Source organism: Mesorhizobium sp. WSM4816, assembly GCF_055811535.1.
This window is the reverse complement of the sequence record NZ_JBVVQR010000007.1, coordinates 178,303-204,868: the sequence shown is the minus strand read 5'-3', so window position 1 is coordinate 204,868 and position 26,566 is coordinate 178,303. Positions and strand designations below refer to the sequence as shown.

Genomic DNA, 26,566 nt, shown 5'->3' with positions numbered 1-26,566 from the left:
CGTATGCCATTTCCCCCAAACCCTGGTCCGTTTTCCGGCCTAACAGCTTCCGCGCGAAATTCATAATCGTTGTAGGCGGGGCGGTGCTCTTCGACCTCCTGGTCGGTGGGAGCGTCGCCCTTTGGAACGTCAACCGGCTTTCCCGCGACGCGACGTACCAGATCGAGAGCGGCCTCACCAAGGCGAGCCAGGAATACCTCCAGAATTATATCGAGACGACTGCTCTGCGCGCCGATCTCCTCTTCGACCAAATGCACTCCGAGGTTACCGCACTTGCGGGCTCCATGCAGAGACTGATCGATCATCCAGAGGCGAAGGAGGCAATCGGCAACGCGCTGGCGACGGACTCCTATTTCAATGCGCCGCTTATACATGATCCCAAGGGAAACTGGATGCAGAGCCCACAAGGGTCGCCTTCGGTCCTGAGTATCTGGGGATATCTTCTCTCCCCCGATGGCCGACCGAAGCCCGAAATTCTCCACAAAATTCAAGAGAGTGCGGCGTTCGACATTTTTGGCCCAAGCCAAATGGCAACAGGCGCCAGGAAGTTGCAGGTCTATTACGTTGGACCGAAGGCAGCACCTATCATGCGCACGACTCCTTACTCCGATCAGGCGCAAACCTTCGACAAGCTCTATCCGGGCCACAACAACGCAAATTTCTGGGATTTCTTCTTTCCTGGCGTCTATGAGGGCTGGCAGGGGTGGATCAGGGACCCGAATTCGCGCCCCGTAAAAGGCGATGACATCACGGCGACTGCCCCATATATCGATGCGATTACCGGCAAGCTCATAGTGAGTTTCTTCCATCCGCTCTGGACGAAGGACCGCAAGGATGTCGCCGGCATGGTCGCTTCCGACGTAACGCTCGATCAGCTCGCTGAGATCGTCGAAAGCGTGAAGGTCGCGGAGACGGGCTTCGGTTTTCTCACCATGTCGAATGGCAATGTGCTCGCGATCAAGCCCGAAGGCGAGAAAACGCTCGGGCTCAAGATTGCAAGCGGTGCGGCGGGTCAAGGCGTTACCGGACTCGATCGCTCGCTCAAAAAGAGTACGCATTCGGCCGTTGCGGCGCTCGAACTTCCTGCCGACGACAAGACGGTCATCAAGCATATTTCGATTGGGGAGGAGGATGGCGAAGCCGAACCTCACATCGTCGCGCTTCGCCGACTGGAGGCAGTCAATCTCTGGAACAGCACGGGGTCCATCACAGCCGAAAACCAGATGCTCGGCTTCGTCGTCCCGGAGCGGGAAATCTATGCTTCCCTGCTTGCAGCGCAACAGAGCATTTCCAGCGCGACCAACCGGATCCTGGTCTCCCAGATCATCGCAATTATCATTTCGCTCCTGATTGTCTTTGCGGCTGTCTTCGGGATCTCAAAGCGGATCACCGCAGGCCTCAGCGCGCTTGCAGCAGCCGCAAAGCGGCTCCAGGCACAAGACTATTCAGTTCGAGTAAGCATTCCGACGCATGACGAAGTGGGAGACGTCGGGGTCGCGTTCAACCGGATGGCGGAGGAGATTAGCTTCCATACGGAAAATCTCGAGCAAATCGTCGATGAAAGAACGAAGGAGCTTGAAGACGCAAATCAGGAGATTTCCGCCCTCAACAGCAAGTTGCGAGATGAGAACCTCCGCCTTGGTGCAGAGCTTGCAGTTGCCAAACATATCCAGATGATGGTTCTGCCGAGAGCCAGCGAACTCGAAGCCATCCACGGGGTCGAAATCGCCGCTTATATGCGGCCGGCCGACGAGGTCGGCGGCGACTACTACGACGTCTTGCAAGAGGGATCGCGGGTCAAGATCGGGATCGGCGATGTGACAGGCCACGGGCTCGAAAGCGGTGTGCTGATGCTGATGGTTCAATCCGTTGCACGCGCGCTGCAGGAGACTGGCGAGGACAATCCACGTCAGTTTCTCGATCGACTGAACAGAGCCATCTATAAAAATATCGAACGGACCAACACCGACAAGCATCTCTCGCTGGCCTTTCTTGACTTTGAGAATGGGAGGGTGACCCTGTCAGGGCAGCATGAGGAGGTTCTCGTCGTTCGTGCAAATGGAGAGATCGAGCGTATCGATACCGCCAACCTTGGTCTGCCGATCGGCCTCGAACGCAACATCTTGCCGTTTATCGCAACGCGCGACATTCCGTTCAACAGCGGCGATGTGATCGTGCTCCACACGGATGGTGTGACCGAGGCGGAAGATCAGGAGGGAAAATTGTTCGGTTTGATACGCCTCTCTAACAGTGCGCGCCACTATCATCGCAGGAGCGCCGAGGAGATCAAAACTGGAATTATTGAGGACCTAATGGCGCATATCGGAACACAGAAAATCCACGACGACATCACGCTCGTGATCATGAGGCACAAGTAGGAATGACAACACTGTTCGGAACAGCCGACTTTGCAATTGGAATGAGAGAGAGCGTCAGCCGCGTCCGATTGTTCGATGGACCTCTCGACCTGAGTTGGCATCATTGCGCTACTACTTCGGACTTCATCGCGGACGTTTTTGCCCTGCGCTTCCAGTCTTCTCGCAACGACTACAGGGAAGTGCGACACAGTATTGGCTATCTAGTCAACGAACTGATTGAAAATGCGGTCAAGTTTCGTGCGCCCGGCGAGATCACGATCGAGGCGGCCATAGAATCGGAAAGTTTTAAAATCAAGGTTTCGAATGTTGTTGACATCGAAACGACCGCTAAATTTCAAAATCTTCTGTCGGAGATCACAGCCGGCGATCCGGGTGATCTCCTGATCCAGCGAATCGAAGAGAATGCCGCGGACCCTCAGACAACAAATTCCGGTCTTGGATTGCTGACGTTGATGAGCGACTATGGCGCGAGCCTGGCTTGGGTCTTCAGCCCCGCCGACGAAAGGGATCAGGTTCGCCTGGAAACATATGCTTCAATTGTGGTATCATCAGAAACTTATAACTAAAACGAAATGAAGACAAAATCGTGGACATAACAACGACAAATTATCGCGTGTGGAACGAAGGAAGCGATGTTTATTTTGACGGCGTAATGAGGTTGTCCAGTTCTGAGGCCTATGCGCCTATTTTGCAGCTAATGATGAATGTCCTTACCTCCAATCCTACTACTATAACGATACATGTATCAGACTTGGAATTTCTTAACTCGTCGGGCATCAATTTATTGGCCAAATTTACCATAGAGGTCAGAAAGCATCCAGAGATCCAACTCATTGTCCGGGGAAGCTCGGAAATACCTTGGCAGTCGAAATCGCTGCCAAATCTCAAAAAACTGCATCCTGCGATGGTACTCTTCGTTGGCTGACAGGCGGTTTATCCAGGCGCCAAAGACCATTCGGCTACACTTTCCGGACGTCTGCCTTTTGAGATGAGAATCGAGGCTCCAAACCAGGACCGTTCCGTCCTTACGCTGCCTGCACGTTTTTCGAGATCTGCGCCCACTCCGGAATCCAGTCGCCGTGCGCGGCGAGCAGGTCGTCGACCAGCGACCAGATCTGGTCGAGATCGAGCTCAGCGGCGGTATGCGGATCCATCATCGCCGCGTGATAAAGATGCTCGCGGTTTTCCGTCATCAAGGCCGCGACAGTCAGTTCCTGCACATTGACATTGGTGCGGATGAGCGCCGTCAGTTGCGGCGGCAAGGCGCCGATGAAGGTCGGCTGGATGCCGGACGCGTCGACCAGGCACGGCACTTCGGCCGCGCAATTTTCCGGCAGCGAGGTGATGCAGCCATTGTTGCGGACATTGCCGTAAATAACTGAGGGCTCGCCGGTCCAGACCGAGTTCATGATCGAGGAAGCATATTCATGGCTCTCCTCGATCTCGATGTTCTCGGCGCTCCGGTAGGCGGCCGCCTGCCCTTTCCATCGCTCGATCTGCTCGATGCAGCGTTTGGGATATTCATCGAGCGGAATGCCGAACTTCTCGATCAGATCGGGCCTGCCGTCCTTGATGAAATAGGGCGTGTATTCGGCGAAATGCTCCGAGCTTTCGGTGACGAAATAGCCGAGGCGGGTCAGCACCTCGTAACGCACCTTGTTCGGGCAGCGCGGATTCCAGTGGCTGGGTTTCGGAAATCGCCCGTCGCGGTAGCCGCGCACGAGATCCGGATAAAGGTCGCGGTAGCTGCCATCGGCCTGCCGATGCTCGAATTTCAGGTAGAAGGCCATGTGGTTGATGCCGGCGGCACGGTAACGGATTTCATCGAGCGGGATTTCGAGATCTCGGGCGAGTTCGAAAGCTGTTCCCTGCACCGAATGGCAGAGACCGACCTGCTTGATGAGCGGATACTTTTCCGCAATCGCCCAGGTGTTGATCGCCATCGGGTTGACGTATTGCAGGAGGATGGCGTCGGGGCAGATTGCCATCATGTCTTCGCAGATTTTCCAGAGATGCGGCACGGTGCGCAAACCCCGCATGATGCCGCCAACGCCGAGCGTATCGGCGATCGTCTGGCGCAGGCCGTATTTCTTCGGCACCTCGAAATCAGTGACCGTGCAGGGCTCGTAGCCGCCGATCTGGAAGGCAACGACGACGAAGTCCGCGCCTTCCAGGGCCTTGCGCTGGCTGGAATGGGTCTCGATGGTCGCCGCAGAGCCAAGCGTCTTGACCAGCTTTCCGGCGACAATCTCACTTTCTTCGAGGCGCTGCGGACTGACGTCCATCAGCGCGATGGTAGCGCCCGAAAGAGACGGCCGCTGCAGCACATCGCCGATGACATTCTTCATGAAGACGGTGGAACCGGCCCCGATGAACGTGATTTTGGGTTGTCTCGTCATGAATTGCGCCTCTTGTCTGCGATTTATGCGGCTACCTCGAACGCGGCCTTGACGAGCCGTTCGGTGTAGGCGGTCCTCGGATTGGAAAGAACCTCGTCGACGGGTCCCTCCTCGACGATTTTACCGTGCTGCATCACCACGACCCGATGACAGAGCGCGCGTACGACCTTGAGATCGTGGGAAATGAAGAGATAGCTCAGGCCGCGCTCGTCCTGCAGTTTGCGCAGGAGGTCGATGATCTGGGCCTGAACGGAGAGATCGAGCGCCGATGTCGGCTCATCGAGCAGGATGAATTCCGGTCCGAGTGCGATTGCCCGCGCAATAGCGATGCGCTGGCGCTGTCCGCCGGAAAACTCGTGCGGAAAGCGCGACAGGATGTTGTGCGGAAGCCCGGCGCTGACAAGCGCCTGCTCCACGCGCTGCAACCGATCACTTTTGTTGTCGCCGAGCCGATTGACGATCAGCCCCTCCTCGATGATCTGGCCGACCGACATGCGCGGATTGAGCGAGGAGAACGGATCCTGAAAGACGACCTGCATGCGCGATCTGAGCGGCCGCATCTGGTCACGTGTCCTTGCGTGGATCGGTTCGCCGTCGAAGAAGATTTCGCCGCCGTCGGCCGTCAGAAGCTTCACCAGCGCCTGCCCGAACGTCGTCTTGCCGGACCCGGATTCGCCGACCAGCCCCAGCGTTTCGTACCGGTGAAGCTTTAGGCTGAGGCTGTCGACGGCGACGAGTTCCTTGAGCCGCGGCTTGAAGAACCCGCCATGCTTCAGCATGAACGATACCCGCACATTGCTGCCCTCGAGAATGACGGCTGAGTCCACCGGCGTCGGATTGGCCATGCCCTTTGGTTCGGACGCCAGAAGATGGCGCGTATAGGGATGCTGCGGGTTCTTGAAGAGCGCTTCAGTGGTGTTGTGCTCCTTCACCTCGCCCTGGCTCATGACATAGACGTAGTCGGAAAACTGGCGAACGACCGTCAGATCGTGAGTGATCAGGATTACCGCCATACCGAGCTTCTGCTGCAGATCACGGATGAGGTTGAGGATCTGCGCCTGCACGGTGACGTCGAGTGCCGTCGTGGGTTCGTCGGCGATGAGTACGTCCGGATTATTGGCGAGCGCCATGGCGATCATGACGCGCTGGCGCTGACCGCCTGAAAGCTGGTGCGGATATTGGTTGAAGCGGCTTTCCGGGTCCGGAATCTGCACCTGCCGCAACAGCTCCAGCGTACGCTCCGCTGCTTGCCTGCGGCTCATCTTCTGATGAACGCGGATCGCCTCGATGATCTGCGCGCCGACCGTGTAGACCGGATTGAGCGAGCTCATCGGCTCCTGGAATATCATCGAAATGCGGTCGCCGCGCAGCGCCCGGCGCTGCCGGTCGGAGAATTTCAGCACATTCTTCCCATCATATTCGATCCGCGAGTGCACGGCCACGGTGGCGCGCTTGGTGAGCAGGCCCATGACCGTGCGCGCCGTCACCGACTTGCCGGAGCCGGATTCTCCCACCACAGCGATGGTCTCGCCGCGATAGAGCTGAAACGAGACATCCTTGACCGCGTCGACGGTTCCGCCTTCTACCTTGAAGGTCACCGCGACATTGCGGGCGTCGATGATCGGACTGCCGGTCCTCACCGCATGATCGTGACGTTCGTCCGGCGCAATCGAGGTTTTTTCCGTCAGAGCCATGGTGCCGGCCTTCTCAATAGGGATCGACGGCGTCGCGAAGACCATCGCCCAGCGCATTGAACGCAAAGACGGTGACCAGCACGACACCCACGGGGGCAAGGATCCAGGGATAGGACCCAATGACGGAGTATGTCGCGGTATCCTGCAGCATCAGCCCCCAGGAGATCAGCGGCGGCTTCACCGCGAAACCGAGGAAGCCGAGGAAGGATTCAAGCAGCACGACATTGGGGATCGCCAGCGTGACGGCGACGATGACGTGGCTCATGACGTTGGGGAAAATATGCTGAAAGATGATCCGGCGGTCGGTTGCGCCGATCGCCATCGCCGCCCGCACATAGTCGATCCGCGCCAGCGCCAGCGTCTTGCCTCGAACTTCGCGCGACAGCTGTGCCCAGCCGAGCGCCGACATGACGACGATGACGAACGCGAGGAAGACATTGGTCGGCGCCGTCACCGGAATCAGCGAGGTGAGCGCGAGATAAAGCGGCAGTTGCGGAAAGGCGAGCACCAGTTCGACGAAGCGCTGTACCCATGCGTCGAACCTTCCGCCGAAATATCCGGACACCATGCCGACCGTCGTGCCGACTACCGTGATGATGAACACCACGGTCAGGGCGATCATCAGCGAAATGCGCGAGCCGTAGATGATGCGCGACAGCACATCGCGGCCGAATTTGTCGGTGCCGAGGAAATTGACCGGGCTTCCGTCGGTGGCGCCGAAGAAATGCCGCTGCGCCGGGATCAGTCCGAAAAGCCTGTATCCGAACCCTTTGACGAAAAAGCCGAGCGTCTGCGGGTTTTCGTAGTCGGGGCCTACGATCGGCTGGAACGTGACGGGGTCGAATTAATCTGTTTCACGAATCGGATAGCTGCGCGGCGGAAAGACGAAGTTCCCGCCCCGATCCGTCATGCTGATTGTCTGAGGCGGCGCGAAACCGACGCCGGTCAGCTTCGGATCGACGGGTGCGAAGAACTCCGCGAATATCGTCATGATCATCAGGAGGCAGACAAGGATCAGCCCTATCATGCCGGTCCAGGATCGCTTCAGACGGCGCCAGACAAGCGCGGTATAGGTTTCGTTGCCATTGCCTTTGGCCGGCGGCACGGAGGCGCAGATTATGGATTGGACGTCGGCTTTCATGCGGCGGCCCCTCCCCCAAGGCGAACCCGCGGGTCGAGCGCTGCAAGCAGCATGTCGGCGATGATGTTGCCGACCATCAGGGTCACCGACAGAACCAACATGAAGGTCGCCGTGACATAGACGTCGCCGATCCACATCGAGCCGACGATGGCCGGGCCGACCGTCGGCAGGGCGAAGATGATCGCGGTTTCGATCTCGCCGGTCAGCATGTAGGGCAGCACGACGCCCTGATACATGACGAGCGGATGCAGCGCGTTCGGCACAGCGTGGCGCATGACCACCGTGCGCTCGCTCAAGCCCTTGGCCCGAGCCGTTTCGACATATTGGGCGTTCAGCGTATCGAGAAGATTGCCCCGCATGACGCGCATGTTGTAGGCGAGCCCGCCCAAAGTGGCGATCGCGATGACCGGCCAGACATGCTTGACCAGATCGACGAACTTGCCCCACGACCAGGGCGCCCCGCCGTAGCGGGCGGAATGGAAACTGTTGATCTCAGTGACATTGAAGTGGAACACCAGGATATAGACGATGATCAGCGCCATCAGGAATCGCGGTACCGTCATGCCGAGAAACGAGATCCCCGACAGCACGCTGTCCACCCAGGAATATTGCCGGGTTGCCGCCAAAACGCCGAAGGTGATGCCGATCACCGATGCCAGGATATGGCAGACGAGCGCCAGCGCCAGCGTCCGGGGCAGACGTTCGCCGACCACATCGGCGACAGGCTTGTTGTAGAAGAGACTGTGGCCGAAATCGCCGCGGGTGACGATGCCGGTGATCCAGTTGACGTACTGGAGGGGCAAGGGCTTATCGAGGCCATGCGCGATCTTGTAGGCCTGCGCCTGGGCGTCGGCCTTTTCGAAGGATGCGCCACCCTGGTTGATCAGTTGCGAGCGCACATAGTCGCTGTAGTCGCCCGGCGGGGCCTGGATGATCGCGAACGTCACGACGCTCAGGACGAAGAGGACAGGAATCGCCGAGGCGATACGCACAAGCAGAAATCTGAACATGATCGTGTTTGCTTCTCTTGTGGCTCGTGGCGATCTGCTCCTTCACGAGGCGCGGTATCTCCACGGTTCAAATTCGCAACCTCCCCTCCGGCGGATGCTCGCCGGAGGGGAAATCGACTGCGGTCAGTTGATCGGACCGCCTTCACCGGGCTTGCCCGGAAGCTGCTCGGGGAACAGCTCGTAGTCGCCCTGCTTGTCGGCAGAGACGAAGACCCGTTCACGGATGATCGTGTCCTCCGCCCAATTGAACATGAAGATCGGCACGCCTTCCGGAATGTTGGAGAAGCGCTTGTTGATGATGAGCGCACCCGGATATTCTGTCAGGCCGATCGTATCGAGATTCGTCGTCGAGACCTTCTGGAACTGCTTCATCAGATCAGCCCGCTCGTCATTGTCGTTGCTGGAGATGAACTTGTTGACGACGTCCACGAGTTCCTGTTCGAACGGCATCAGATCGACCGTGCCGTCCGTTCCTGCCCTGTGATGCCAACTCGTGCGCGGACCGGTCGGGGCAAGCTGGGTCGTGTTCTGCACAACTGAGGTCTGTTCCTGCTCGTTGCGGCGAACAAGCCAGTCGAAGCGCCCGGCATACTGGGTTGCGTCGCGCTTCGCGCCATCGATTGTGTTGAGCACGACCTTGAGGCCAAGCTGTTCCATCTGGCCGACCAGACCTTCCGCGAGATTGCGATCGGTGCTGTAGTCGGAATTCACCAGAAGCACGATCTGTACGTCCGAGCCGCCAGCTGTACCGGCCGGGAAGTTGACGGCGCCGTTGCCGTCCGTGTCCTTCAACCCGACCTTCTCCAGCAGCGCCTTGGCGCCTTCCAGATCAAACGGGTAGTACACTGTCGAGGCGCGGTCGTAAAAGCTCGTGCCAGAGGAAATGCCGCCGGGATAGATCGCGGTGAAGGGTCCTTTGACGAGGGATTCGCCGAGTTTCTTGCGATCGATGGCCATGGTCACGGCCTTACGGAAATCGACGTTGCGGTTGAGCTCGCGTACGGCCTGCGCCCGCTCGTCCGGCTCGCCCCAGCCATTGGCTGAAAAGTTCATGCGCAGATTGTAGCCGATCAGCCGGGCGCCAAAGGCCAGCCGCGCGGGAGCCGTTTCCTGTGCGGCGCGCTTCAGCGATTCCACGAAATTTTCAGGTTGCTCCAGGTTCGAGATATCGCCGGACCCGGCGATCGCCTGCACGTCGCGATCGGCCCAGGTCGAAAGCTTGTAGTGCAGTTCGTTGAGATAGGGCAGCTGATTTCCCTCTTCGCCCCCTTCCAATAGTAAGGATTGCGGCGAAGCACGATGACGTCGTCCGAACGGTATTCGATAGGCACCCAGGCGCCCATGACGGGCATATTCAAGTATTCCGGCGGAAAACCGTTCTTGTACTCGTCGTAGGTGGTGCCTGCATATTTCGGATGCTTGGTCTTCAAAATGTGCGAGGGGCCAGGGCAGAAGGTTCCATAGGCCATCGCATAGAGATGCTGGCGCGGGAACGCGTCCTTAAAAGTCCATTCGATCGTATATTTGTCTACCGCCTTCAGGGTGGTGCCTTCTCCGAACGTTTCCGGTGTTGCACCGTTCAGCGGCGAGACGTTCGGATCGACGACATTGTCGTCCCAATAGAACATCACGTCATCGGCGTCGAAGGGATCTCCGTCGGACCACTTTGCGCCTTCGATCAACTTCATCGTCAGTGTGTGGCCGTCTTCCGACCACTCCCAGCTCCGGGCAAGATTGGGCAGCGGCTCGACGTCTTTGGCATCGACCTGGAAGAGCGGCGCGGTGCGCGTCAGGCATTCGAACATCGCAATGTCAATGCCGCCCCAGCCTTGCGTCTGCCCGGCACTGTAGTTCCAGCCTTCCGGCCGGCCGCCGACGACGTGGCGCATCGTGTCGCCATAGACGCCTATCCCGTCGGGCATGTTGCCTGTCTTGAAGACCATCGGCTCCTTCGGCAGCCGCTCGGCCAACGGAGGCAGTTTCCCGGTCTTGACGAATTTTTCGGTGACCCACTCCGGCTCGCGATACTCGGATAGCGCCTTGAATTCCAGAATTGAATCGCGCGGCACGTAATTGATCGTGCCTTGCGCCGGAAACGGCGGCTGTTCCGGCACGATCGTCGGCTCGGAGGCCACGGCCTGGATCACGAACGCCGATACACCAGACAGGAGCGCGGCGGCGGTTTTCATGCGGCCAAAAATGTTCATTGTCCTGGTCTCTCCCTTATGCTTCGGGCCTGCCGCGATGGCATGGCTCTCCTCCTACAAGCATCGAACGAAGCGGTATTCCGCTTTCTCAGAAGCGGTATTCCGCTTCTCGGATGACAGTGCCGCGCTGCCCGGGCGCATTCGCCGAGGCACGATCCTGTCCGCCCGGTTTTCCGGAACATTGGCTTATCGCAACCAATGTCTCAGCCGGCCGCGCGCAACTTCATGGCGTCCTTTTCAGCCCTGATCTCTTCGATCGAGCGAACCTCGCGGCGGGCGACGCCCTTCCATTCCCGCGTTTTTACCGTCGCGCGGCTCAGCCGCTCCTTGGCGCCGTCGATCGCATGGGCGAATTGCGGCAGCCATTGCGCTTGCGCCACAACCATCTCGTCGACCATCTGCCAGACCTCTTCCGGCGTGCAGATGGCGCCAACCAGCGGATCGTGCAGCACGGCCAGTTTCAGGAGGTCGATGTCGCCGGAGATTGCCGCATGGACGGACATGCGCTGGACATTAATCGACGAAATGCAGGTCGCGGCGCAGGCTTCCGGAAGCGTGATGCCGGCCACCATGTTGATGCCGAAGCGATCGACGAAACCAGGCGATTCGATGATTGCATCGGACGGAAGATTGGTGATGACGCCTTCGTTCTTGACGTTGAAGTGCCCGCGATAGACCCGACCGGTCTCGAGCGCCTCCAGTATGTGGCTGGCGTGCTCGTTCGAGCGGCGCCCGGGATCGAAGGGCTTTCCCGCATCTTCGAGGAATTGCGGGAACTCGGTTTCGAACCAGTTCCGGGTTTCGGTCGAATAGCGCAGATAACCGCCGGTTTCGCCGTGGATCCAGTCCGACATGTCGATCCACTTGGCGGTCTCCTCAGGCCGTTTGCGGTACCAGGGCAGATATTCCGACAGGTGGCCGTTACTTTCGGTCGAATAGACGCCGAAGCGCTTCAACACGTCGATCCTGAGTTTCTCCTGCCGCGAGAAGACCGGATGCGCCTCGAAGGCGGCGACGAGCTCATCCCTGCCGATCTTGCGGCCCTTGACGCGAACGTCGACGAACCAGGTCTGGTGGTTGATGCCGGAGCAGACAAAGTCGAGCTCGCCTTCCCCGGCGCCGAGGATCTCGGCAATCTGCTCGGCCCCATGCTGGACCCCATGGCAGAGACCGACCGTATCGACCTTGCCGAATTCGATCGCCGCCCAGGTGTTCATCGCCATCGGGTTGGCATAGTTCAGGAATTTCGCGCCTGGCTCGGCCAGTTCGCGAATGTCCTTGCAGAAATCCAGAATGACCGGGATGTTGCGCTGGCCGTAGAGAATGCCACCGGCGCAGATCGTATCGCCGACGCACTGGTCGACGCCATATTTCAAGGGGATGCGGATATCGTCGGCATAGGCGGCGAGACCTCCGACGCGCACACAGCTAATGATGTAGCGCGCGCCCTCGATCGCCTTGCGGCGGTCCGTCGTCGCGGTCACCCGTGCAGGAAGCTGGCTCGACTTGACGATCCGCAGGAGAATTGACTCGATCATCTTGAGATTGTGCTCGCTGATGTCGGTCAGTGCGAACTCGATGTCGCGCAGCTCCGGCACACACAAAATGTCCGTGAACAGCTTCTTGGTGAAACCGACGCTGCCCGCGCCAATGATTGCGATCTTAAATCTGCTCATTCGAACCTTCTCCGCAAGCGGATTGGACCGATAGGTAAAATCGGTTCGTGGAAATCCAGTCCAGGCGTGTTATTCGCAAGACACGCAACCAGGCGGCGTGCAACCGGGGTTTCATCCTCATCTCTTTTGTTTTTGGTCAATATGCGTAAGATCACGCCCCTCCGGTAGGGCGTAGATGTGCTTTGTAGGGTAATTTTGTGCTGCAAAAACTCGTCGACCTTGGACCGGTGATGAAGATGATTTCCCTGCCGCGCGCTCGGCAGCGATTGCACACCATGCCGACGAGCACCGGCTACGACGTGAGAACGGATGCCGGCTACAGCTGGGATGGCCGCAGGCGCGGGCAGACGCCGTTCACAGTGATGCAGCACACCATCAGCGGCACCGGAAACCTGCGTTACGGAACCAGGTCCTACCGCATCGCTCCGGGCGAGACGATGCTGTTGGTTGTTCCGCATTCGCACCGCTACTGGGTCGAAAAAGGCGGGCGCTGGGAGTTTTTCTGGATATCGATGCATGGGGCGGAAGCGTTGCGCATCCATAGAGAAGTCCTGGCAACGAAAGGACCGGTGTTCAGCCTTCGGGCAGCCACCGTCGATAATCTGGCCGACTGCGCCTACCGGCTGGTCAAAGGCGACGGCTCAACGCCGGCACGCGCCTCGGCAATTTCCTACGAGGCGGCCATGGCACTCTATGACGACGTGTTCCAACTACACGGAAATGACGTGGCGGAGAATTCGGTAGTGCGTCAGGTGACTGACTATATCGGTGCGCATCTGCATCTGCCGTTGCCGGTCGATGAACTGGCGCGGCTTTCCGGTCTCAGTCGCGCGCATTTCTCGCGTGTGTTCGCGGCGCATGAAGGTATTCCTCCGGCTGAGTTCGTCCTCAACAGACGCCTCGACCGCGCCGCAAAGCTACTGACCATGTCCGCCGACCTTCCGGTGAAGGATATTTCCGGCATGTGCGGCTTCGAAGATCCCAACTACTTCGCCAAGGTATTCCGACGTGGCTTCGGCGTCAGTCCGACAGAATTCAGAACCACTGGCATGTATGCAAGCGCCGGTTATCAGCAGGGGCAGATTTTGGACAGATGACAAATAGCGCTGACCTGTCATCCTTTGATGGCTGCTTTTAGCGCGAGAGAGACCGTCAACCTGGTCACTCGGACATCGGTTTTCAGGAGGCGGCAAAGCTGGCCTTGTAAGCAAAAGACGTCCCGAAAGGCGCCTCTCAATAGCTTGATTCCCTTGAGAGAACTTGGAGCGGATGAAGCGATTCGAAAGCTCGACCCCAACCTTGGAAACGTCTATTTCTGGCAACGCCGCCTTATCCGAATCTTGGCTGCCAATCCGAGATGATCAAGACCAGAAAATGATGCAGGTTCTCTGGACCAGCGTGGCAGCTGAGCAGACGCAGCTTCCTGGCTTCTGCATATGGACCCTCTTGGGTAATTGATAATTGCGCCGTCATGTTCCAAAACAGGTCGGCAGACCCGCGAGGATGGTTTCGTGCGGGGTCGTCCACGGTCCTCAGGCGAGAATTCCAAAAGACGTTCAACAATGACCCAGCACGTACAAAATGCTCGAATTCTCATGTACAGCCACGACACGTTCGGGCTCGGCCACTTGCAGCGCTGCCGGACGATCGCGCATTCGCTGGTCGAGGATTTCCGCGGACTTCAGGTGCTTATCATTTCGGGTGCGACTATCGCTGGCGCCTTCGACTACCGCGCCCGTGTCGACTTCGTGAAGATCCCCAGCGTCATCAAGTTGCGCAACGGCGAATACACCTCGCTGGAAAAGGATATCGATCTGCATGAGACGCTAAGGATGCGCCAGTCGATCATCCGCCACACAGCCGAGACCTTCCGGCCGGATATTTTCATCGTCGACAAGGAACCGCTCGGCCTGCGCGGTGAGATCGAGGACACGCTGTCCTACCTCAAGACGCGGGGCACCACGCTCGTGCTTGGCCTGCGCGAGGTGATGGACGCGCCGCATCTGCTCGAAGCAGAGTGGGCACACAGGGATGTGATGCGCAAGATAGGCCTGTTCTACGACAAGGTCTGGGTCTATGGTCCGCCGGATTTCTACGATCCGCTGATCGGTTTGGACGTGCCGCCGGCTGTCAGGGCAAAGATGAAGTTCGTCGGTTTCCTGCAACGGAGCCTGCAGAAGAACGAGTTGCCCGGCCACCGGCCCGACGGCGATTATATCCTCGTTACCACCGGTGGCGGCGGTGACGGCGGCGACCTGATCCACAGTGTCATCGATGCCTATCAGCAGGATCCGCAATTGCAGCATAGGGCGCTGATCGTGCTTGGGCCTTACATGCCGGCGCGCAAGCGCAACAAGCTGCTCAAGAAGGGGGCCAAGATCCCCTATATCAAGATCATCGAGTTCGACAACCGCATGGAAGATCTCATTGCCGGCGCCAAGGCGGTCGTGGCGATGGGCGGTTACAACACCTATTGCGAGATACTGTCTTTCGACAAGCCGGCGCTGATCGTGCCGCGCGTCAAGCCCCGCGAGGAACAACTGATTCGAGCACGGCGCGCAGCCGAACTCGGCCTCATTGAGATGCTTTTGCCGGAAGAAGCCGAGGATTCCCAGCGGTTTGCCAATGCGCTGGAGGTGCTGCCGGCCCGGCCCGGCCCATCGCAGAGCCATCCGCATCTGACGCTGGAAGGGCTGCCTCACATTTCTGAAATCGTCGCGGAACTGCTCGACCGGCGGGGCGGCCATCACCTTTCGGTCATTGAAGGCATGATCTGAGTTGCAACATCGCAAGATCGTCGTGGTTCTGAAGGGCTATCCGCGGCTGTCGGAAACCTTCATCGCGCAGGAACTGCTCGGTCTGGAGCGTGCGGGGTTCGACCTGATACTCTTCGCGCTCAGGCGGCCGACCGACGCAAAACGCCACCCCGTGCATGACGAGATCAAAGCGCCCGTCCATTATCTGCCGGAATATCTGCATGAAGAGCCGCTGCGCGTGGTTCGCTCGCTGTTTGCTTATCTGCTTCGGCTGGGCTTCTGGCGCGCGCTCGGATCGCTGGCTATCGACCTCGGCCGCGACTTTACGCGCAATCGCGCGCGCCGCTTCGGACAAGCGCTCGTGCTGGCGGCCGAATGGCCGGAAGACGCGGGCTGGCTGCACGCACATTTCGCGCACACTCCGGCATCGGTGACGCGCTATGCCAGCCAGCTTCGTGGCCTGCCCTGGAGCTGCTCGGCCCATGCCAAGGACATCTGGACTTCGGCGGACTGGGATCTGGCTGGCAAGCTTTCCTCGGCCCGCTGGACGGTCACTTGCACGAAAACCGGCTTCGACCGTCTGAAAAAACTCGCTAACGGCAACGCGTCTGTGCATCTGAGCTATCATGGGCTCGACCTTGATCGCTTCGGCAGTTTCGGCGAGGCGCGAAAACAGCATGACGGCTCGGCGCCGGACGAACCGGTTATCATTCTGAGTGTCGGGCGCGCCGTTGAAAAGAAAGGTTACGATACGTTGCTGGGGGCCCTTGCCCTCTTGCCTGGTGATTTGGCGTGGCGTTTCGAGCATATCGGCGGCGGCGAGGAACTGGAACGGTTCAAGGCGCTGGCGCAAAAGCTCGGCCTGGATGGCCGCGTCTTTTGGAAAGGCGCGCTTGCGCAGGAGGAGGTGCTTGAGCACTACCGCTGCGCCGACATCTTCGCCCTGGCCTGCAGGATCGCCGCAAATGGCGACCGGGACGGTCTGCCGAATGTTCTGGTGGAGGCGGCTAGCCAGCGGCTTGCCTGCGTGTCGACCGAAATTTCCGGCGTGCCGGAGCTTCTATCGCCGGATGAAACCGGGCTGCTGGTTCCGACGGAAAACCCAATTGCCCTGGCGCAGGCGCTGGAGCGCCTGATCCGTGATCCCGTGCTGCGCGCCCGCCTCGGCGACGCCGCAGAGCGGCGCGTGCGCGGTAATTTTGATCATTTGGCAAGCATTGGACAGCTCAAGGAACTGTTCGAGCGGGAGTGGCGGGCCGCCGAATGAAGCGGCTGCGCGCTTTCTTCTATGTCCAGCACCTGCTCGGTATCGGCCATCTCGCGCGCGCCAGCCGCATTGCGGCGGCTCTGGTCGATGACGGGTTTGACGTAACGGTCGTGACCGGCGGAGCGCCGATCGCGGGGTTTCCGGGAGTGGGTGTGAAATCTGTAACCCTGCCACCTGTCACCTCCGGTGATGAAGGATTTTCCGGACTTGTCGACCTGCGGGGCAAACCCATCGACGATGATTTCAAGAGATGGCGTTCAGAGATGCTGCTGCAGGCCTTCCGGGATTGCAGGCCTGATATCGTCATTGTCGAGGCGTTTCCATTTGGACGCCGGCAGATGCGTTTCGAACTCCTGCCGCTGATCGAGGCCATCGACGCGACGTCGCCCAGACCGCTGCTGGCGACGTCCGTCCGTGATATCCTTCAGCAGCGCGTCAAGCCGGGCCGAAACGAGGAAACGGTCGATCTGATCAACAGGCATTTCGACCTTGTCATGGTCCACGGCGATCCGGCTTTCGCAACCATCGACAAGACATTTCCACTGGCTGGGGCGATCAAGGCCGAGGTCACCTACACGGGGCTCGTTGCCGCGCCGCCATCGCCCGCGGCCTCCGAGCGCTTCGACGTTCTGGTGTCGGTTGGCGGCGGGGCCGCCGGGAAGAGCCTTGTCAGCTCCACCATCGCAGCGGCGCGGAATGCCAGCAACACCTGGAAATGGTGTTTGATCACCGGCCCCAACCTGCCGAAAGACGAGTTTGACGCGATCGCACGCGATGCCGCGCCGGTCCTGTCCATCTTCCGGTTCCGCGAGGATTTCGCCAGCCTGCTGACTGGCGCCCGCCTGTCGGTCTCGCAGGCGGGTTACAACACGGTCTGCGATGTCCTGCGCGCGGGTTGTCGCTCTCTGCTCGTTCCATTTGCAGCCGGCGGGGAAACCGAACAGACGGTTCGCACCCTGAGGCTCGAAGAACTCGGTCTTGCAACGGTGCTGATGGAGAAGGACCTGACGCCTGAAGGTTTGGCGCAAGCGATCGAACAGGCGCTTGCGGGACCGACGCCAGCCGCGCATCGTCTCGATCTGGAGGGCGCGCATCGCTCGGCGCAAATTCTGCGCCAGCGGTATCGAACATGGTCCCTAAAAGTGGGGCCTGGTTTCGGAGAAGTTCATGATCAAAACAGACGATAGATGCTAACGCGCGTCGCGTCTGGCGAGGTTCGTGCGACGCGCTTCAACCCCTCGTTTATGCATGTCGTTGTCCCAAACCGGGCGAAATGCGTCAAACAGTTCCAATCAGCATGAAGCGCGTATAATTTTTTGTCGGCAGTTCGCCGGAGAACCGCACCTCCTGTAACGCCGCCATTGCTTCGAAGGCTGCAAGCGAAGCCACGCAGTTGATGTGCGTCGGCTCGCTGAAATAATCGTTCGATTGCAGCAGTACAGTCGTGCCCCGCGGAAGCAGAGCAAGCCAGGCGCGCAGATCGGCTATGTGTTCGCAGCTCGTATTGACCATCAGGTCGGGCCGCCCGGCCGCATAGTCGAGTGCGTACATATCTGCCGTCAGTGCCCGGAAACGGTCGCCGGCTTCCCGGTTGAGGGTCCGGGCGACCGGCGCGACTTCGGGATCGATGTCGATGCTATCGACCGCCGCGATGTCGAAGCGAGCGTCGTTAAAAAGCATAGCCGGCAATACGCCGTACCATCCACCCAGAACCCATATGCGCCCGAACCGGCCGCCGCAGCTTTCGAACAGCCTGTCGAGCGCCCACATCTTGCAGGCGACCTGCTTGTGGTTGAAGGCGTTGGCGATATCGGCGTTCGGATGCCTGGTGATGACGCGCGCCAGCGCTGCCACCAGGGGGCACTTGACATAGGCAGCAATTCCCCGCGTCAGGTCAAAGGCTTGCTCGTGCCAGTCCATGCCGGCATTGCGTGGTTGCGTGACATCCATCATATTCGTCTTGTAGGTTGGGATTTCGGGCGACACAACGCAATCTTGCCTCCCGGAAGGCTGTTGATTCGCGGACGTGATTATGCTGGAAGCCGCTTCGCCATTGCCCGGTGCCGGAGAGAGCCTGTTGCATCTGTCCGGACCAGCGGCGTCCATTCGCCAGCACCAGCCGCGCAGCTGCTGCCTCGTGCTGCTCGGCTATTCGCCGAAACCCTACCGAAGCCGCGAACCGTTTGGCCAGCCGCATTCTTCGATGATCAGCAATGCCGATGTCGTTGTTATCGATCATGCGCCGGAACTGGATCGCGCCGCCTCGCATGTTCCTTCCATCGTTGAGCGCAGGACAATCTCCGTGCGCTGCAGCTTCGAGCTTGTCTTTGGCGACGAAGAAATTGCCGATACGCCATTCGCCAGCAGGTGCTTTTACATCCTGCATCGTTCCAACTGAAGGGTCCACAGCCGCATATGGAACCCAGCCTAGCCCGCTATATCTGGACGCACACCAAGAAGCAGCAGCTCTGGATATTGATGATCGTCGTGCTTTCGATGATCCCGTATTTCATGTCCTTCGACCTGCCGAAGCTGATCATCAACGGCCCGATCCAAGGTAGCGGGTTCGAGCAACCGGGCGCGACCCAGCCATTCATGAGGCTGCACTATAACCTGCCGTTCATCGGAGAGGTCCAGTTCTTCTCCGGTTTTCAGCTCGACCGCGTGGCGACGCTGTTTGCGCTGAGCCTTGTGTTCCTCTTGCTGGTCGTCATCAACGGCCTGTTCAAATTCTATATCAACACCTACAAGGGCCGCCTCGGCGAACGCATGCTGCGGCGTATCCGCTTCGATCTGGTCGATCGTGTGCTGCGGTTTCCGCCGTTTTACTTCAAGCGGGTGAAATCCGCCGAGGTGGCGACCATGGTGAAGGACGAGGTGGAGCCGCTGGGCGGCTTCATCGGCGATGCCTTCGTGCAGCCGGTGCTGCTCGGCGGCCAGGCGCTGACGGCCATGCTGTTCATCGTGGTCCAGAATTTCTGGCTCGGAATGATCGCGGCCGGGATCGTGGCGGTCCAGATCGTGCTCATCCCGCGAATGCGGCGGCGGCTGATCGTGCTCGGGCGCGAACGGCAGTTGACGGCGCGCGCGCTTTCGGGCCGGGTTGGCGAAATCGTCGACGGCATCGGCGCGGTTCACGTCCACGACACATCAAACTACGAGCGCGCCGACATAGCTGCCCGGCTCGGGCTCATCTTCAAGATCCGCTTCGATCTTTACCAATGGAAATTCATGGTGAAGTTTCTGAACAATTTTCTCGCGCAGCTCACGCCCTTTCTGTTTTACATGATCGGCGGGTATCTGGTCATCCAGGGGCGGCTGGACGTCGGTCAGCTCGTGGCCGTGATCGGCGCCTACAAGGACCTGCCCGGACCGATGAAGGAACTGATCGACTGGGATCAGGCGCGGCAGGATGTCCAGGTCAAATATCAGCAGGTCGTTGAACAATTCACCGTCGATCGGCTCATTGCGCCGAGGATCGGGGCATTGACGATCGACGATCCCGATCCGATGACCAAGCCCCTGTCTGCGATCGGTCTGTCAATAGCAGATGATGGCGGTGCAATGCTCCTCGACCGTGTCTCCCTCAAGATCAAGCCGGGTGAGACGGTGGCGCTGCTCAGTACCGCAACGGGTGGAGCCGAGGCGCTTGCAGAAGCCTTCGCAAGGCTGAACTGGCCGGACAGCGGAAGGGTCGCTTCGGGCGCCGACGACTTGCTTGAACTCCCCGAAGCAGTGACCGGCCGGCGCATGTCCTATGCCTCGTCGGATGTTTTCCTGTTCCAGGCAAGCCTGCGCGATAACCTGCTCTACGGGTTGAAGCATGCGCCGCTGACATCGGTGCCTTATGACAGTGCTGCGGCAGACCAGCACCGCTGGAACATGCATGAGGCGCGCCTGTCGGGCAATCCGGATCTTGATATCCACAGCGACTGGATCAACTATGTTTCCGCCGGCGCTACCGGCCCGAACGACCTCTTTGAAGCCGTGCGCCGGGTACTCGACGCGGTTGTTCTATCGCGCGATATCCTGGATCTTGGCTTGCGCTCTTCGGCCGATCTCACGCGTCACAGCGAGCTTGCCCGGCGGATCGTCGAACTGCGTGCGGCGCTGCGAACCCGGCTGGAACACGAAGGGCTGAGCGGACTGGTGGTTCCTTTCGAACCGGGCGCCTACAACAAGGAAGCAACGATCGGCCAAAACCTGCTCTTCGGCGCTGCCGCCGGCCCCGAACTGGCCGACAGGGCTCTGGCGGCCAATCCCTATTTTGCTTCTGTGCTGAGGCAAGCCGGCCTCGACCGCACGCTCTACGAAATGGGCATGGAGATCGCCGAACAGGCGATCGAGCTGTTTGCCGACCTGCCGCCCGATCACCCGTTCTTCCAGCAACTTGCCTTCATGAGCGCCGAGGAGATACCCACCTACGAAACCTTGCTGCAACGGCTCAAGAACCGTCCCCACGAGGCGGTTTCGGAGAGCGACCGCGCCATGATCGTCACCTTGAGCTTTGCCTATATCGAGCCCCGGCACCGCTTCGGCCTGCTGAGCGACGAACTGATGAGCAAGATCGTCGCTGCACGCAACCTGTTCCATGAAAACCTGCCGCCCGAGCTGCAGAATGCCATCGAACGGTATGATCCCGCCAAATACATTGCCGCGGCCACCGTCATGGATAATGTCCTGTTCGGGCGTGTGGGCAACAACCATCCCGACGCGCCGGATCGCATACGCTCCATCGTCTATGACATTCTTGACGAACTTGGGCTTTATGCCGAACTTCTGGATGTCGGCCTGGACTTCAACGTCGGCTCCAGCGGCAGGCGGCTGACCAGCGGACAGCGACAGAAACTCGATGTTGCCCGGGCCCTGCTCAAGCGTCCTGATTTTCTCATTCTCAACCGGCCGCTGTCGGCGCTCGACCAGCGCATGCAGGACAAGGTGCTGCGGAACGTGCTCGAGGAAGCCAGGCGCGACGGCCATTCGCCGGCAATTGTGTGGGTCGTGACGAACCCGGCGATGGCGATGATGTTCGATCGCGTTATCGTCTTCGATTCGGGTAAATTGGTGGAAGACGGAACACCCGAGACACTTTTGGCAGGGAACGGTACATTCAAGGGACTGTTGTCATAGAGCAGCGGACATTCAGATGGGATCATTCTGCCGGTGGGAATTTACTGCACGGTCAAGGGATTCGACGACGGGCGCAGCGAGGCCACATCCCGCCGAAACCCGAAGGGTTTGCCGCAGATTCATCCGGCTCTTCGAGTTTCCGGTTGGCGGACGCCATTGCCAGGTGGCATCGCCCGATCGCACGACATCGGGCTCGCCACCTTTCGCGCGGTTCGTCTCGCCATCCCGGAAACAGAATTCATTCCATCTGGGCGTCCATTGCTCTAGTCTGGCAAACGCGAATTTTGGGAAGGTTTGCGACAATGCTGCTCAAGGATGAAGTTGCAATGCTGCAACGCGTTCCTTTGTTCTCTGCCATCGACCCGACAAAGCTCAAGCTGCTTGCGTTCACATCCGATCGTGTGAGCTACAGCGCCGGCCAGATCCTTTTCCGGCAGGGCGACGAGGGAGACGCCGCCTATGTCATCCTTTCAGGCAGGGCGGATATTCTGGTCGATTCCGACAGCGGACCGATAAAAGTTGCCGAACTGGAGCCAAATTCGATTGTTGGCGAGATCGCCATATTGTGCAACAGCTCTCGCACCGCCACCGTCAGAGCGGCAAGTCCGCTGGAAGTCTTGAGGATCCGCAAGGATCATTTCCTGAGGCTTATGAGGGAGTTCCCGGAAATGACCATCGAGATATTGCGGGTTCTTGCCGATCGCCTAAGCCATACGACCGCGGATCTGATCGACGCACGAAGCACCAAATAAAGGATGACGTGCGCTCGATCCTCGCCGTCGCGATGGCACTGGCCTCTTGCTGAGAAGATTACCCCGGAGAAAACCTGTCTCGCCTAGCAGCAGTTGTTTGGCTACGATGGGCGACGGGGACTGGGAAGGGGTAGCATGGACTACGAAGTTTTCCTGGTCAGGTTTTGGGGCGTGCGCGGCAGCACTCCGGTATCAGGGCCAGAATTCTCTCGCTATGGCGGCAACACGAGCTGCATTGAGATGCGATGCGGCAAGCATACGCTTCTGTTCGACGCGGGCTCTGGCCTACGGCCTGCCGGCGCCGCGCTTCGGGCGTCAGGCGTGACCGATTTCGACCTGTTTTTCACCCACTGCCATTACGATCACATCATCGGGCTGCCGTTTTTTGCGCCGATCTATGACCGGAGCGTCAAGCTTACGCTTTGGTCCGGGCATCTTGCAGGACGCATGACGACCCGGCAGATGGTCGATGAGTTCATGCGGCCGCCGTGGTTTCCGGTGAAACTGGAGATCTGCAAGGCAAGTCTAGACTGCCGCGATTTCGTATCCGGAGAAGTGCTTCGCCCGCGCGAAGGGGTGGTGGTCCGAACCGGCAGTCTTATCCATCCGGGCGGCTGCATAGGCTACCGGGTCGAATGGGGCGGCCGGGTCGTGGCGGTGATCACAGACACTGAGCACGAGCCGGACAAACTCGATCAGGCGGTGCTCGCCCTGATCGAAGATGCCGACCTCGTCATTTACGATTGCACCTACACCGACCAGGAAATGAAACGCCGCCGCGGTAACGGGCACTCGACCTGGCAACAGGGCGTCAAGCTCTGTGAGGCGGCCGGTGCGCGGCGGCTTGCGCTGTTTCACCACGATCCGACACGCACCGACGAGCAACTGGACGAGATCGAGCAACTGGCCAAAGACAGGTTTGCCGGCGCTTTTGCCGCTCGGGATGGCCAGACGCTCGAATTTCCGGGCTCGTTGCACAAAAAGCGCTGAGCTATTTTCCTCTACTGGCGCTGCGCCCGATCAATGTCCCGATCGGAAGCCATGCGCAGGCTTCAGTCTGTGCGGTGACTGTGAACAGCCGTTCGAGGAACAGCCAGGCCGATTCATCATGTACGAGATGGTGGGTGAGCAGGCCGACCGGTTCGCCGCCGCCGATTGCACGCTGCAATTGCGCGATGATAGCCTGAACCAATAGGCCATGATCTCGGCAGCCGCGCGTGCCATGCCAATCCATGATGTCGACATTGCTGTTGATGACCGCCAGTGGAGCCGGCTCCGGCGGCCCATAGCCCGACAATGCCGCAAATCCTATCGATCCAAGGTTGGGTACCAAGCCGGCGTCGATCCTGTTCCAGGGTGGCACCAGCATCGGAACGGCACGTGAGCCGTGCAGGCCGGTTACGTGCGACAGCCCGCGAGCCAGATCATCGAGCACCGCCTCGCGTGGCCGATGCGCGCCGAGCTCCTGCTTTTTCTGGTCCTCGGGCGCATGATTTCGGTGCGCCCAGCCATGGATGGCGACCGCGGCATGCGGCGCCTCGTCAAGCCGGGCGACAAGCTTCTCGTCAGTCAGGGCCGGAATGACGGCCAGAGTGACCGGAACTGCGAATTCACCGGTGAGGTCGAGCAGCCGATCGAGCGCAGGCGTCGGATCCACGGCGTCATCGTCACGCAGCCAGAACTCTGCCTTACGGTCCGCCCGTTGCCGGCACGCCAGTTCTTCCACCAAGGGCTGCCAGATCCGATCGGATGTCATGAGACCGGGATCTTCGCAAGAAGTTCGGCCAGACGCCCCGCCGCAACACCGAGGGAGCGTTCTTCGAGGATGAAACGTCTGGCTTCCGCGGCCATGTTGGTTCTTTCGTCGTTACGGGTGAGAAGCCTTTCAATGGCAGAAGCGAACGCCGCCACATCGCCCGGCGGGGTGAGAAACCCGGTCTGGCCATCCCGCACGACCTCCGGCACGCCGGCGATGTCCTGAGCCACCACCGGAAGGCCGGCGGCCTGTGCTTCAAGATAGGCAACGCCATAGGCCTCGCCGTAACCCGGCCAGACGTAAATTCCCCCACTGTAGAGGACATCCGGTACGGCGGCCGGCTCAATCGCGCCAAGCCATACGATACGGTCGGCGGGCAAGCCGGCGAATTGCGCTTTGACCTCGTCACGGGCAGGCCCATCCCCGACGACGGACATGGTCCAGGGCAGGTGGCCGATCGGACCGAGCGCCTGCGCCAGCATGCGATAGCTTTCGACTTTGTCGCCCGGGCGCATCATGGCGACGGTAACGAGGCGCGTCGGACAACCCCGTGCCGGCATTTCCCCGAATGCCGAAGTGTCGATGAAGGGCGAAAGCATACCGAGAGCGGCGTCGGGGATCGCATCTGCCAGTCCCTGACGATCCCTTTGCGTGAAGCAGATGTTCAGCGCTGCCTGTTCGAGGGCTCGCGCCACCAACGCCTGCGTGTCGGCCCACAAACCGGCGTTGCGCCGCCTCGAGTAGGAGGCTTCCGCTGTCACACAGGGGATAGCAAAGGCCGACGCCAGCTCGGGTCCGATCAGGTCGGGCGCCTTGTAATAGGGATGATAGGAGAACCAGAGATCGGGCTTGCCGTCACGATCCCAAAGCTTTGTCAGCCGCGCGGCTTCCTCTCGGGCTTCGATCTTGAGCGCATCGAAAATTTTCGGAACCGGTTCACGTAGATAGAAGCGCAATTCGGATGCCAGTTCGACGCTATGCCCTGCATGCTCCAGCGCCTTGACCAGCGACCGTGCCATCTGGCGGTCGCCGGAGGCAACGGGATGATTGGGCGACTTCAGCGGCGCGTAGAAGGCAATTCGCATCGCCCGACCCTATCATCGGAAAGCCTGCGCAAGTCAATTTCGAAGCATGATCGACTCACTTTCAAGCAGTGGAATGTGGTATCTGATGCTCATGGAAACAGCTGCAGCGTCCGATCCGTTTGTCGCTTCCTTGCCGGTCTTCGCAAGGTTCGAAAGCGTTGCCGATATCGATAATTATCGGCCTCTCCCGGATGGCTGGGCGCTGGCCACCGCCGACATCGTCGGCTCGACCAAGGCGATCGACGCTGGGCGCTATAAAACCGTCAATATGGCCGGCGCCAGCGTTATCTCGGCGCTGCTCAATGCGCTGGGTCGGCGGGATCTTCCCTTTGTCTTCGGCGGCGACGGCGCGCTCGTGGCGTTTCCCGGCTCGGCACTGGAGATCACCCGCAGCGCGCTGGCCGCTGTCCAGAGATGGGTGGCGGACGAACTGGACCTGACCTTGCGTGCCGCAATCGTGCCGATAGAGGATATAAGAGCGCAAGGCCTCGACGTTCGCGTGGCGAGGTTCCGGGCCTCCGAAGCGGTCTTCTATGCCATGTTTGCGGGCGGTGGCGGCAGTTGGGCGGAAGCCGAGATGAAAGCGGGGCGCTACCGCATCGATCCTGCGCCAGCCGGCACACGGCCGGATCTTACCGGCCTCTCCTGCCGCTGGAACCCGATCGACGCCCGGCATGGCGAAATCGTCTCGATCATAGCCATCCCGGGGCCGTCGCGCGACTTGCGCGGTTTTCAGTCTTTGGCTTCCGACATCATCGCCCTTGCCGGGGGGCAGGAACGCGATGGCCACCCGTTGCCGCTAAACGGTCCGGCCTACAGTTTTTCGCCCGCCGGCCTCGATATCGAGGCGCGGGCCATGGCGCCGGCAGGATGGCGGTGGCTGTCGAAGCTGTGGATATTGTTCCAGCTGACGCTTACGGCTGTGTCAGATAGATATGGCTGGACGATCGGCAGCTTCGATCCGAAGATCTACAAACGCGACGTGGCCAGCAATTCGGATTTCCGGAAGTTCGACGACGGCTTGAAGATGACTATCGACGTTGACGCGGATGTGTTGCAACGGATCGAGAACCGGCTGAAACAGGCGGAAGAGGCGGGCATCTGCAACTATGGCCTGCACCGCCAGAAATCGGCCTTGATGACATGCCTCGTCGCCTCGCCGCTGCAGCGCGATCACGTTCATTTCATCGATGGCGCCGCCGGCGGCTATGCGATGGCCGCCGCAAGCCTGAAGGCGAAGGTGCCGGCCTGACGGCAGCTTGCGGAAATCGATTTTCCGCAATATGCGTCGGGGTTCCTGGGGAACCAGGTGAGC

19 protein-coding genes and 2 pseudogenes are annotated in these 26,566 nt (G+C 59.8%); 11 read left to right on the top strand and 10 right to left on the bottom strand.

The annotated features are described in order from the left end of the window. The first annotated feature begins 8 nt into the window (after positions 1–8). Genes AC0L3H_RS11535 through AC0L3H_RS11525 form a run of 3 tightly spaced genes read left to right on the top strand, consistent with a single transcriptional unit; the run spans position 9 to position 3,303 of the window. Entirely contained in the window at positions 9–2,378 is a 2,370-nt protein-coding gene (locus AC0L3H_RS11535) for a SpoIIE family protein phosphatase (protein ID WP_473585549.1), read from the top strand. 2 nt (positions 2,379–2,380) lie between these two features. Further along, on the top strand, positions 2,381–2,944 hold the full coding sequence (locus AC0L3H_RS11530) for a slr1658 superfamily regulator (RefSeq protein ID WP_473585521.1): 564 nt from the start codon (positions 2,381–2,383) through the stop codon (positions 2,942–2,944). Positions 2,945–2,964: 20 nt separating this feature from the next. After that, on the top strand, positions 2,965–3,303 hold the full coding sequence (locus AC0L3H_RS11525; protein ID WP_023797948.1) for a slr1659 superfamily regulator: 339 nt from the start codon (positions 2,965–2,967) through the stop codon (positions 3,301–3,303). A gap of 100 nt (positions 3,304–3,403) precedes the next feature. On the opposite strand, the gene melA (AC0L3H_RS11520) is transcribed toward AC0L3H_RS11525, so the two are convergent. The 6 genes and pseudogenes from melA (AC0L3H_RS11520) to melA (AC0L3H_RS11495) form a co-directional block, all read right to left on the bottom strand. Further along, complete coding sequence (gene melA / locus AC0L3H_RS11520; protein WP_473585520.1) at positions 3,404–4,777, bottom strand: alpha-galactosidase; 1,374 nt, start codon at positions 4,775–4,777, stop codon at positions 3,404–3,406. A 23-nt stretch (positions 4,778–4,800) separates the two neighbouring features. Beyond that, positions 4,801–6,471, bottom strand: coding sequence for an ABC transporter ATP-binding protein (locus AC0L3H_RS11515; protein ID WP_473585519.1), 1,671 nt, complete (start codon positions 6,469–6,471; stop codon positions 4,801–4,803). 13 nt (positions 6,472–6,484) lie between these two features. Further along, positions 6,485–7,612 (bottom strand): annotated as a pseudogene (locus AC0L3H_RS11510) (ABC transporter permease). After that, complete coding sequence (locus AC0L3H_RS11505) at positions 7,609–8,622, bottom strand: ABC transporter permease (protein ID WP_473585518.1); 1,014 nt, start codon at positions 8,620–8,622, stop codon at positions 7,609–7,611. The pseudogene AC0L3H_RS11510 and the gene AC0L3H_RS11505 overlap by 4 nt, the downstream one beginning before the upstream one ends. A 123-nt stretch (positions 8,623–8,745) precedes the next feature. Continuing rightward, positions 8,746–10,811, bottom strand: a pseudogene (locus tag AC0L3H_RS11500) (ABC transporter substrate-binding protein). A gap of 221 nt (positions 10,812–11,032) precedes the next feature. Then, positions 11,033–12,505 carry an alpha-galactosidase gene (melA, locus tag AC0L3H_RS11495; protein WP_473585517.1) on the bottom strand — a complete coding sequence of 491 codons (1,473 nt, stop codon included), beginning with the start codon at positions 12,503–12,505 and terminating at the stop codon, positions 11,033–11,035. Positions 12,506–12,735: 230 nt separating this feature from the next. On the opposite strand from melA (AC0L3H_RS11495), the gene AC0L3H_RS11490 reads away from it, so the two are divergent. From AC0L3H_RS11490 to AC0L3H_RS11475, 4 genes are all read left to right on the top strand, one after another. Further along, complete coding sequence (locus AC0L3H_RS11490; protein WP_473585548.1) at positions 12,736–13,602, top strand: helix-turn-helix domain-containing protein; 867 nt, start codon at positions 12,736–12,738, stop codon at positions 13,600–13,602. A gap of 465 nt (positions 13,603–14,067) precedes the next feature. Continuing rightward, on the top strand, positions 14,068–15,282 hold the full coding sequence (locus tag AC0L3H_RS11485; protein ID WP_473508194.1) for a glycosyltransferase family protein: 1,215 nt from the start codon (positions 14,068–14,070) through the stop codon (positions 15,280–15,282). Between the two features lies 1 nt (position 15,283). Then, complete coding sequence (locus AC0L3H_RS11480) at positions 15,284–16,528, top strand: glycosyltransferase (RefSeq protein ID WP_473585516.1); 1,245 nt, start codon at positions 15,284–15,286, stop codon at positions 16,526–16,528. Then, on the top strand, positions 16,525–17,715 hold the full coding sequence (locus tag AC0L3H_RS11475) for a glycosyltransferase family protein (protein ID WP_473585515.1): 1,191 nt from the start codon (positions 16,525–16,527) through the stop codon (positions 17,713–17,715). Before AC0L3H_RS11480 ends, AC0L3H_RS11475 begins: the two co-directional genes overlap by 4 nt. Positions 17,716–17,806: 91 nt before the next feature. On the opposite strand, the gene AC0L3H_RS11470 is transcribed toward AC0L3H_RS11475, so the two are convergent. Together AC0L3H_RS11470 and AC0L3H_RS11465 are read right to left on the bottom strand one after the other, a co-directional pair. Next, a complete protein-coding gene (locus AC0L3H_RS11470) occupies positions 17,807–18,478 on the bottom strand; it encodes a methyltransferase domain-containing protein (protein WP_473508368.1) in 672 nt (223 codons plus the stop codon). Next, the gene (locus tag AC0L3H_RS11465) at positions 18,423–18,914 is read right to left on the bottom strand and encodes a hypothetical protein (RefSeq protein ID WP_473585514.1); all 492 of its coding nucleotides are present in this window, start codon (positions 18,912–18,914) and stop codon (positions 18,423–18,425) included. The genes AC0L3H_RS11470 and AC0L3H_RS11465 overlap by 56 nt, the downstream gene beginning before the upstream one ends. A 29-nt stretch (positions 18,915–18,943) precedes the next feature. On the opposite strand from AC0L3H_RS11465, the gene AC0L3H_RS11460 reads away from it, so the two are divergent. The 3 genes from AC0L3H_RS11460 (at position 18,944) to AC0L3H_RS11450 (ending at position 23,400) form a co-directional block, all read left to right on the top strand. After that, complete coding sequence (locus AC0L3H_RS11460) at positions 18,944–21,658, top strand: ABC transporter transmembrane domain-containing protein (RefSeq protein WP_473585513.1); 2,715 nt, start codon at positions 18,944–18,946, stop codon at positions 21,656–21,658. A 302-nt stretch (positions 21,659–21,960) separates the two neighbouring features. Then, a complete protein-coding gene (locus AC0L3H_RS11455) occupies positions 21,961–22,410 on the top strand; it encodes a cyclic nucleotide-binding domain-containing protein (RefSeq protein ID WP_091594718.1) in 450 nt (149 codons plus the stop codon). Between the two features lie 135 nt (positions 22,411–22,545). Next, complete coding sequence (locus AC0L3H_RS11450) at positions 22,546–23,400, top strand: MBL fold metallo-hydrolase (protein ID WP_473585512.1); 855 nt, start codon at positions 22,546–22,548, stop codon at positions 23,398–23,400. 1 nt (position 23,401) lies between these two features. On the opposite strand, the gene AC0L3H_RS11445 is transcribed toward AC0L3H_RS11450, so the two are convergent. Both AC0L3H_RS11445 and AC0L3H_RS11440 read right to left on the bottom strand, forming a co-directional pair. Beyond that, on the bottom strand, positions 23,402–24,166 hold the full coding sequence (locus tag AC0L3H_RS11445) for a polysaccharide deacetylase family protein (protein ID WP_473585511.1): 765 nt from the start codon (positions 24,164–24,166) through the stop codon (positions 23,402–23,404). Continuing rightward, positions 24,163–25,251, bottom strand: a complete 1,089-nt coding sequence (locus AC0L3H_RS11440; protein ID WP_473585510.1) for a glycosyltransferase family 4 protein — start codon at positions 25,249–25,251, stop codon at positions 24,163–24,165. The genes AC0L3H_RS11445 and AC0L3H_RS11440 overlap by 4 nt, the downstream gene beginning before the upstream one ends. A 73-nt stretch (positions 25,252–25,324) precedes the next feature. Between AC0L3H_RS11440 and AC0L3H_RS11435 the strand changes: the two genes are divergently transcribed. Beyond that, positions 25,325–26,503: a DUF3095 domain-containing protein gene (locus tag AC0L3H_RS11435; protein WP_473585509.1), complete on the top strand. Its 1,179-nt coding sequence runs from the start codon at positions 25,325–25,327 to the stop codon at positions 26,501–26,503. Positions 26,504–26,566 lie beyond the last annotated feature (63 nt).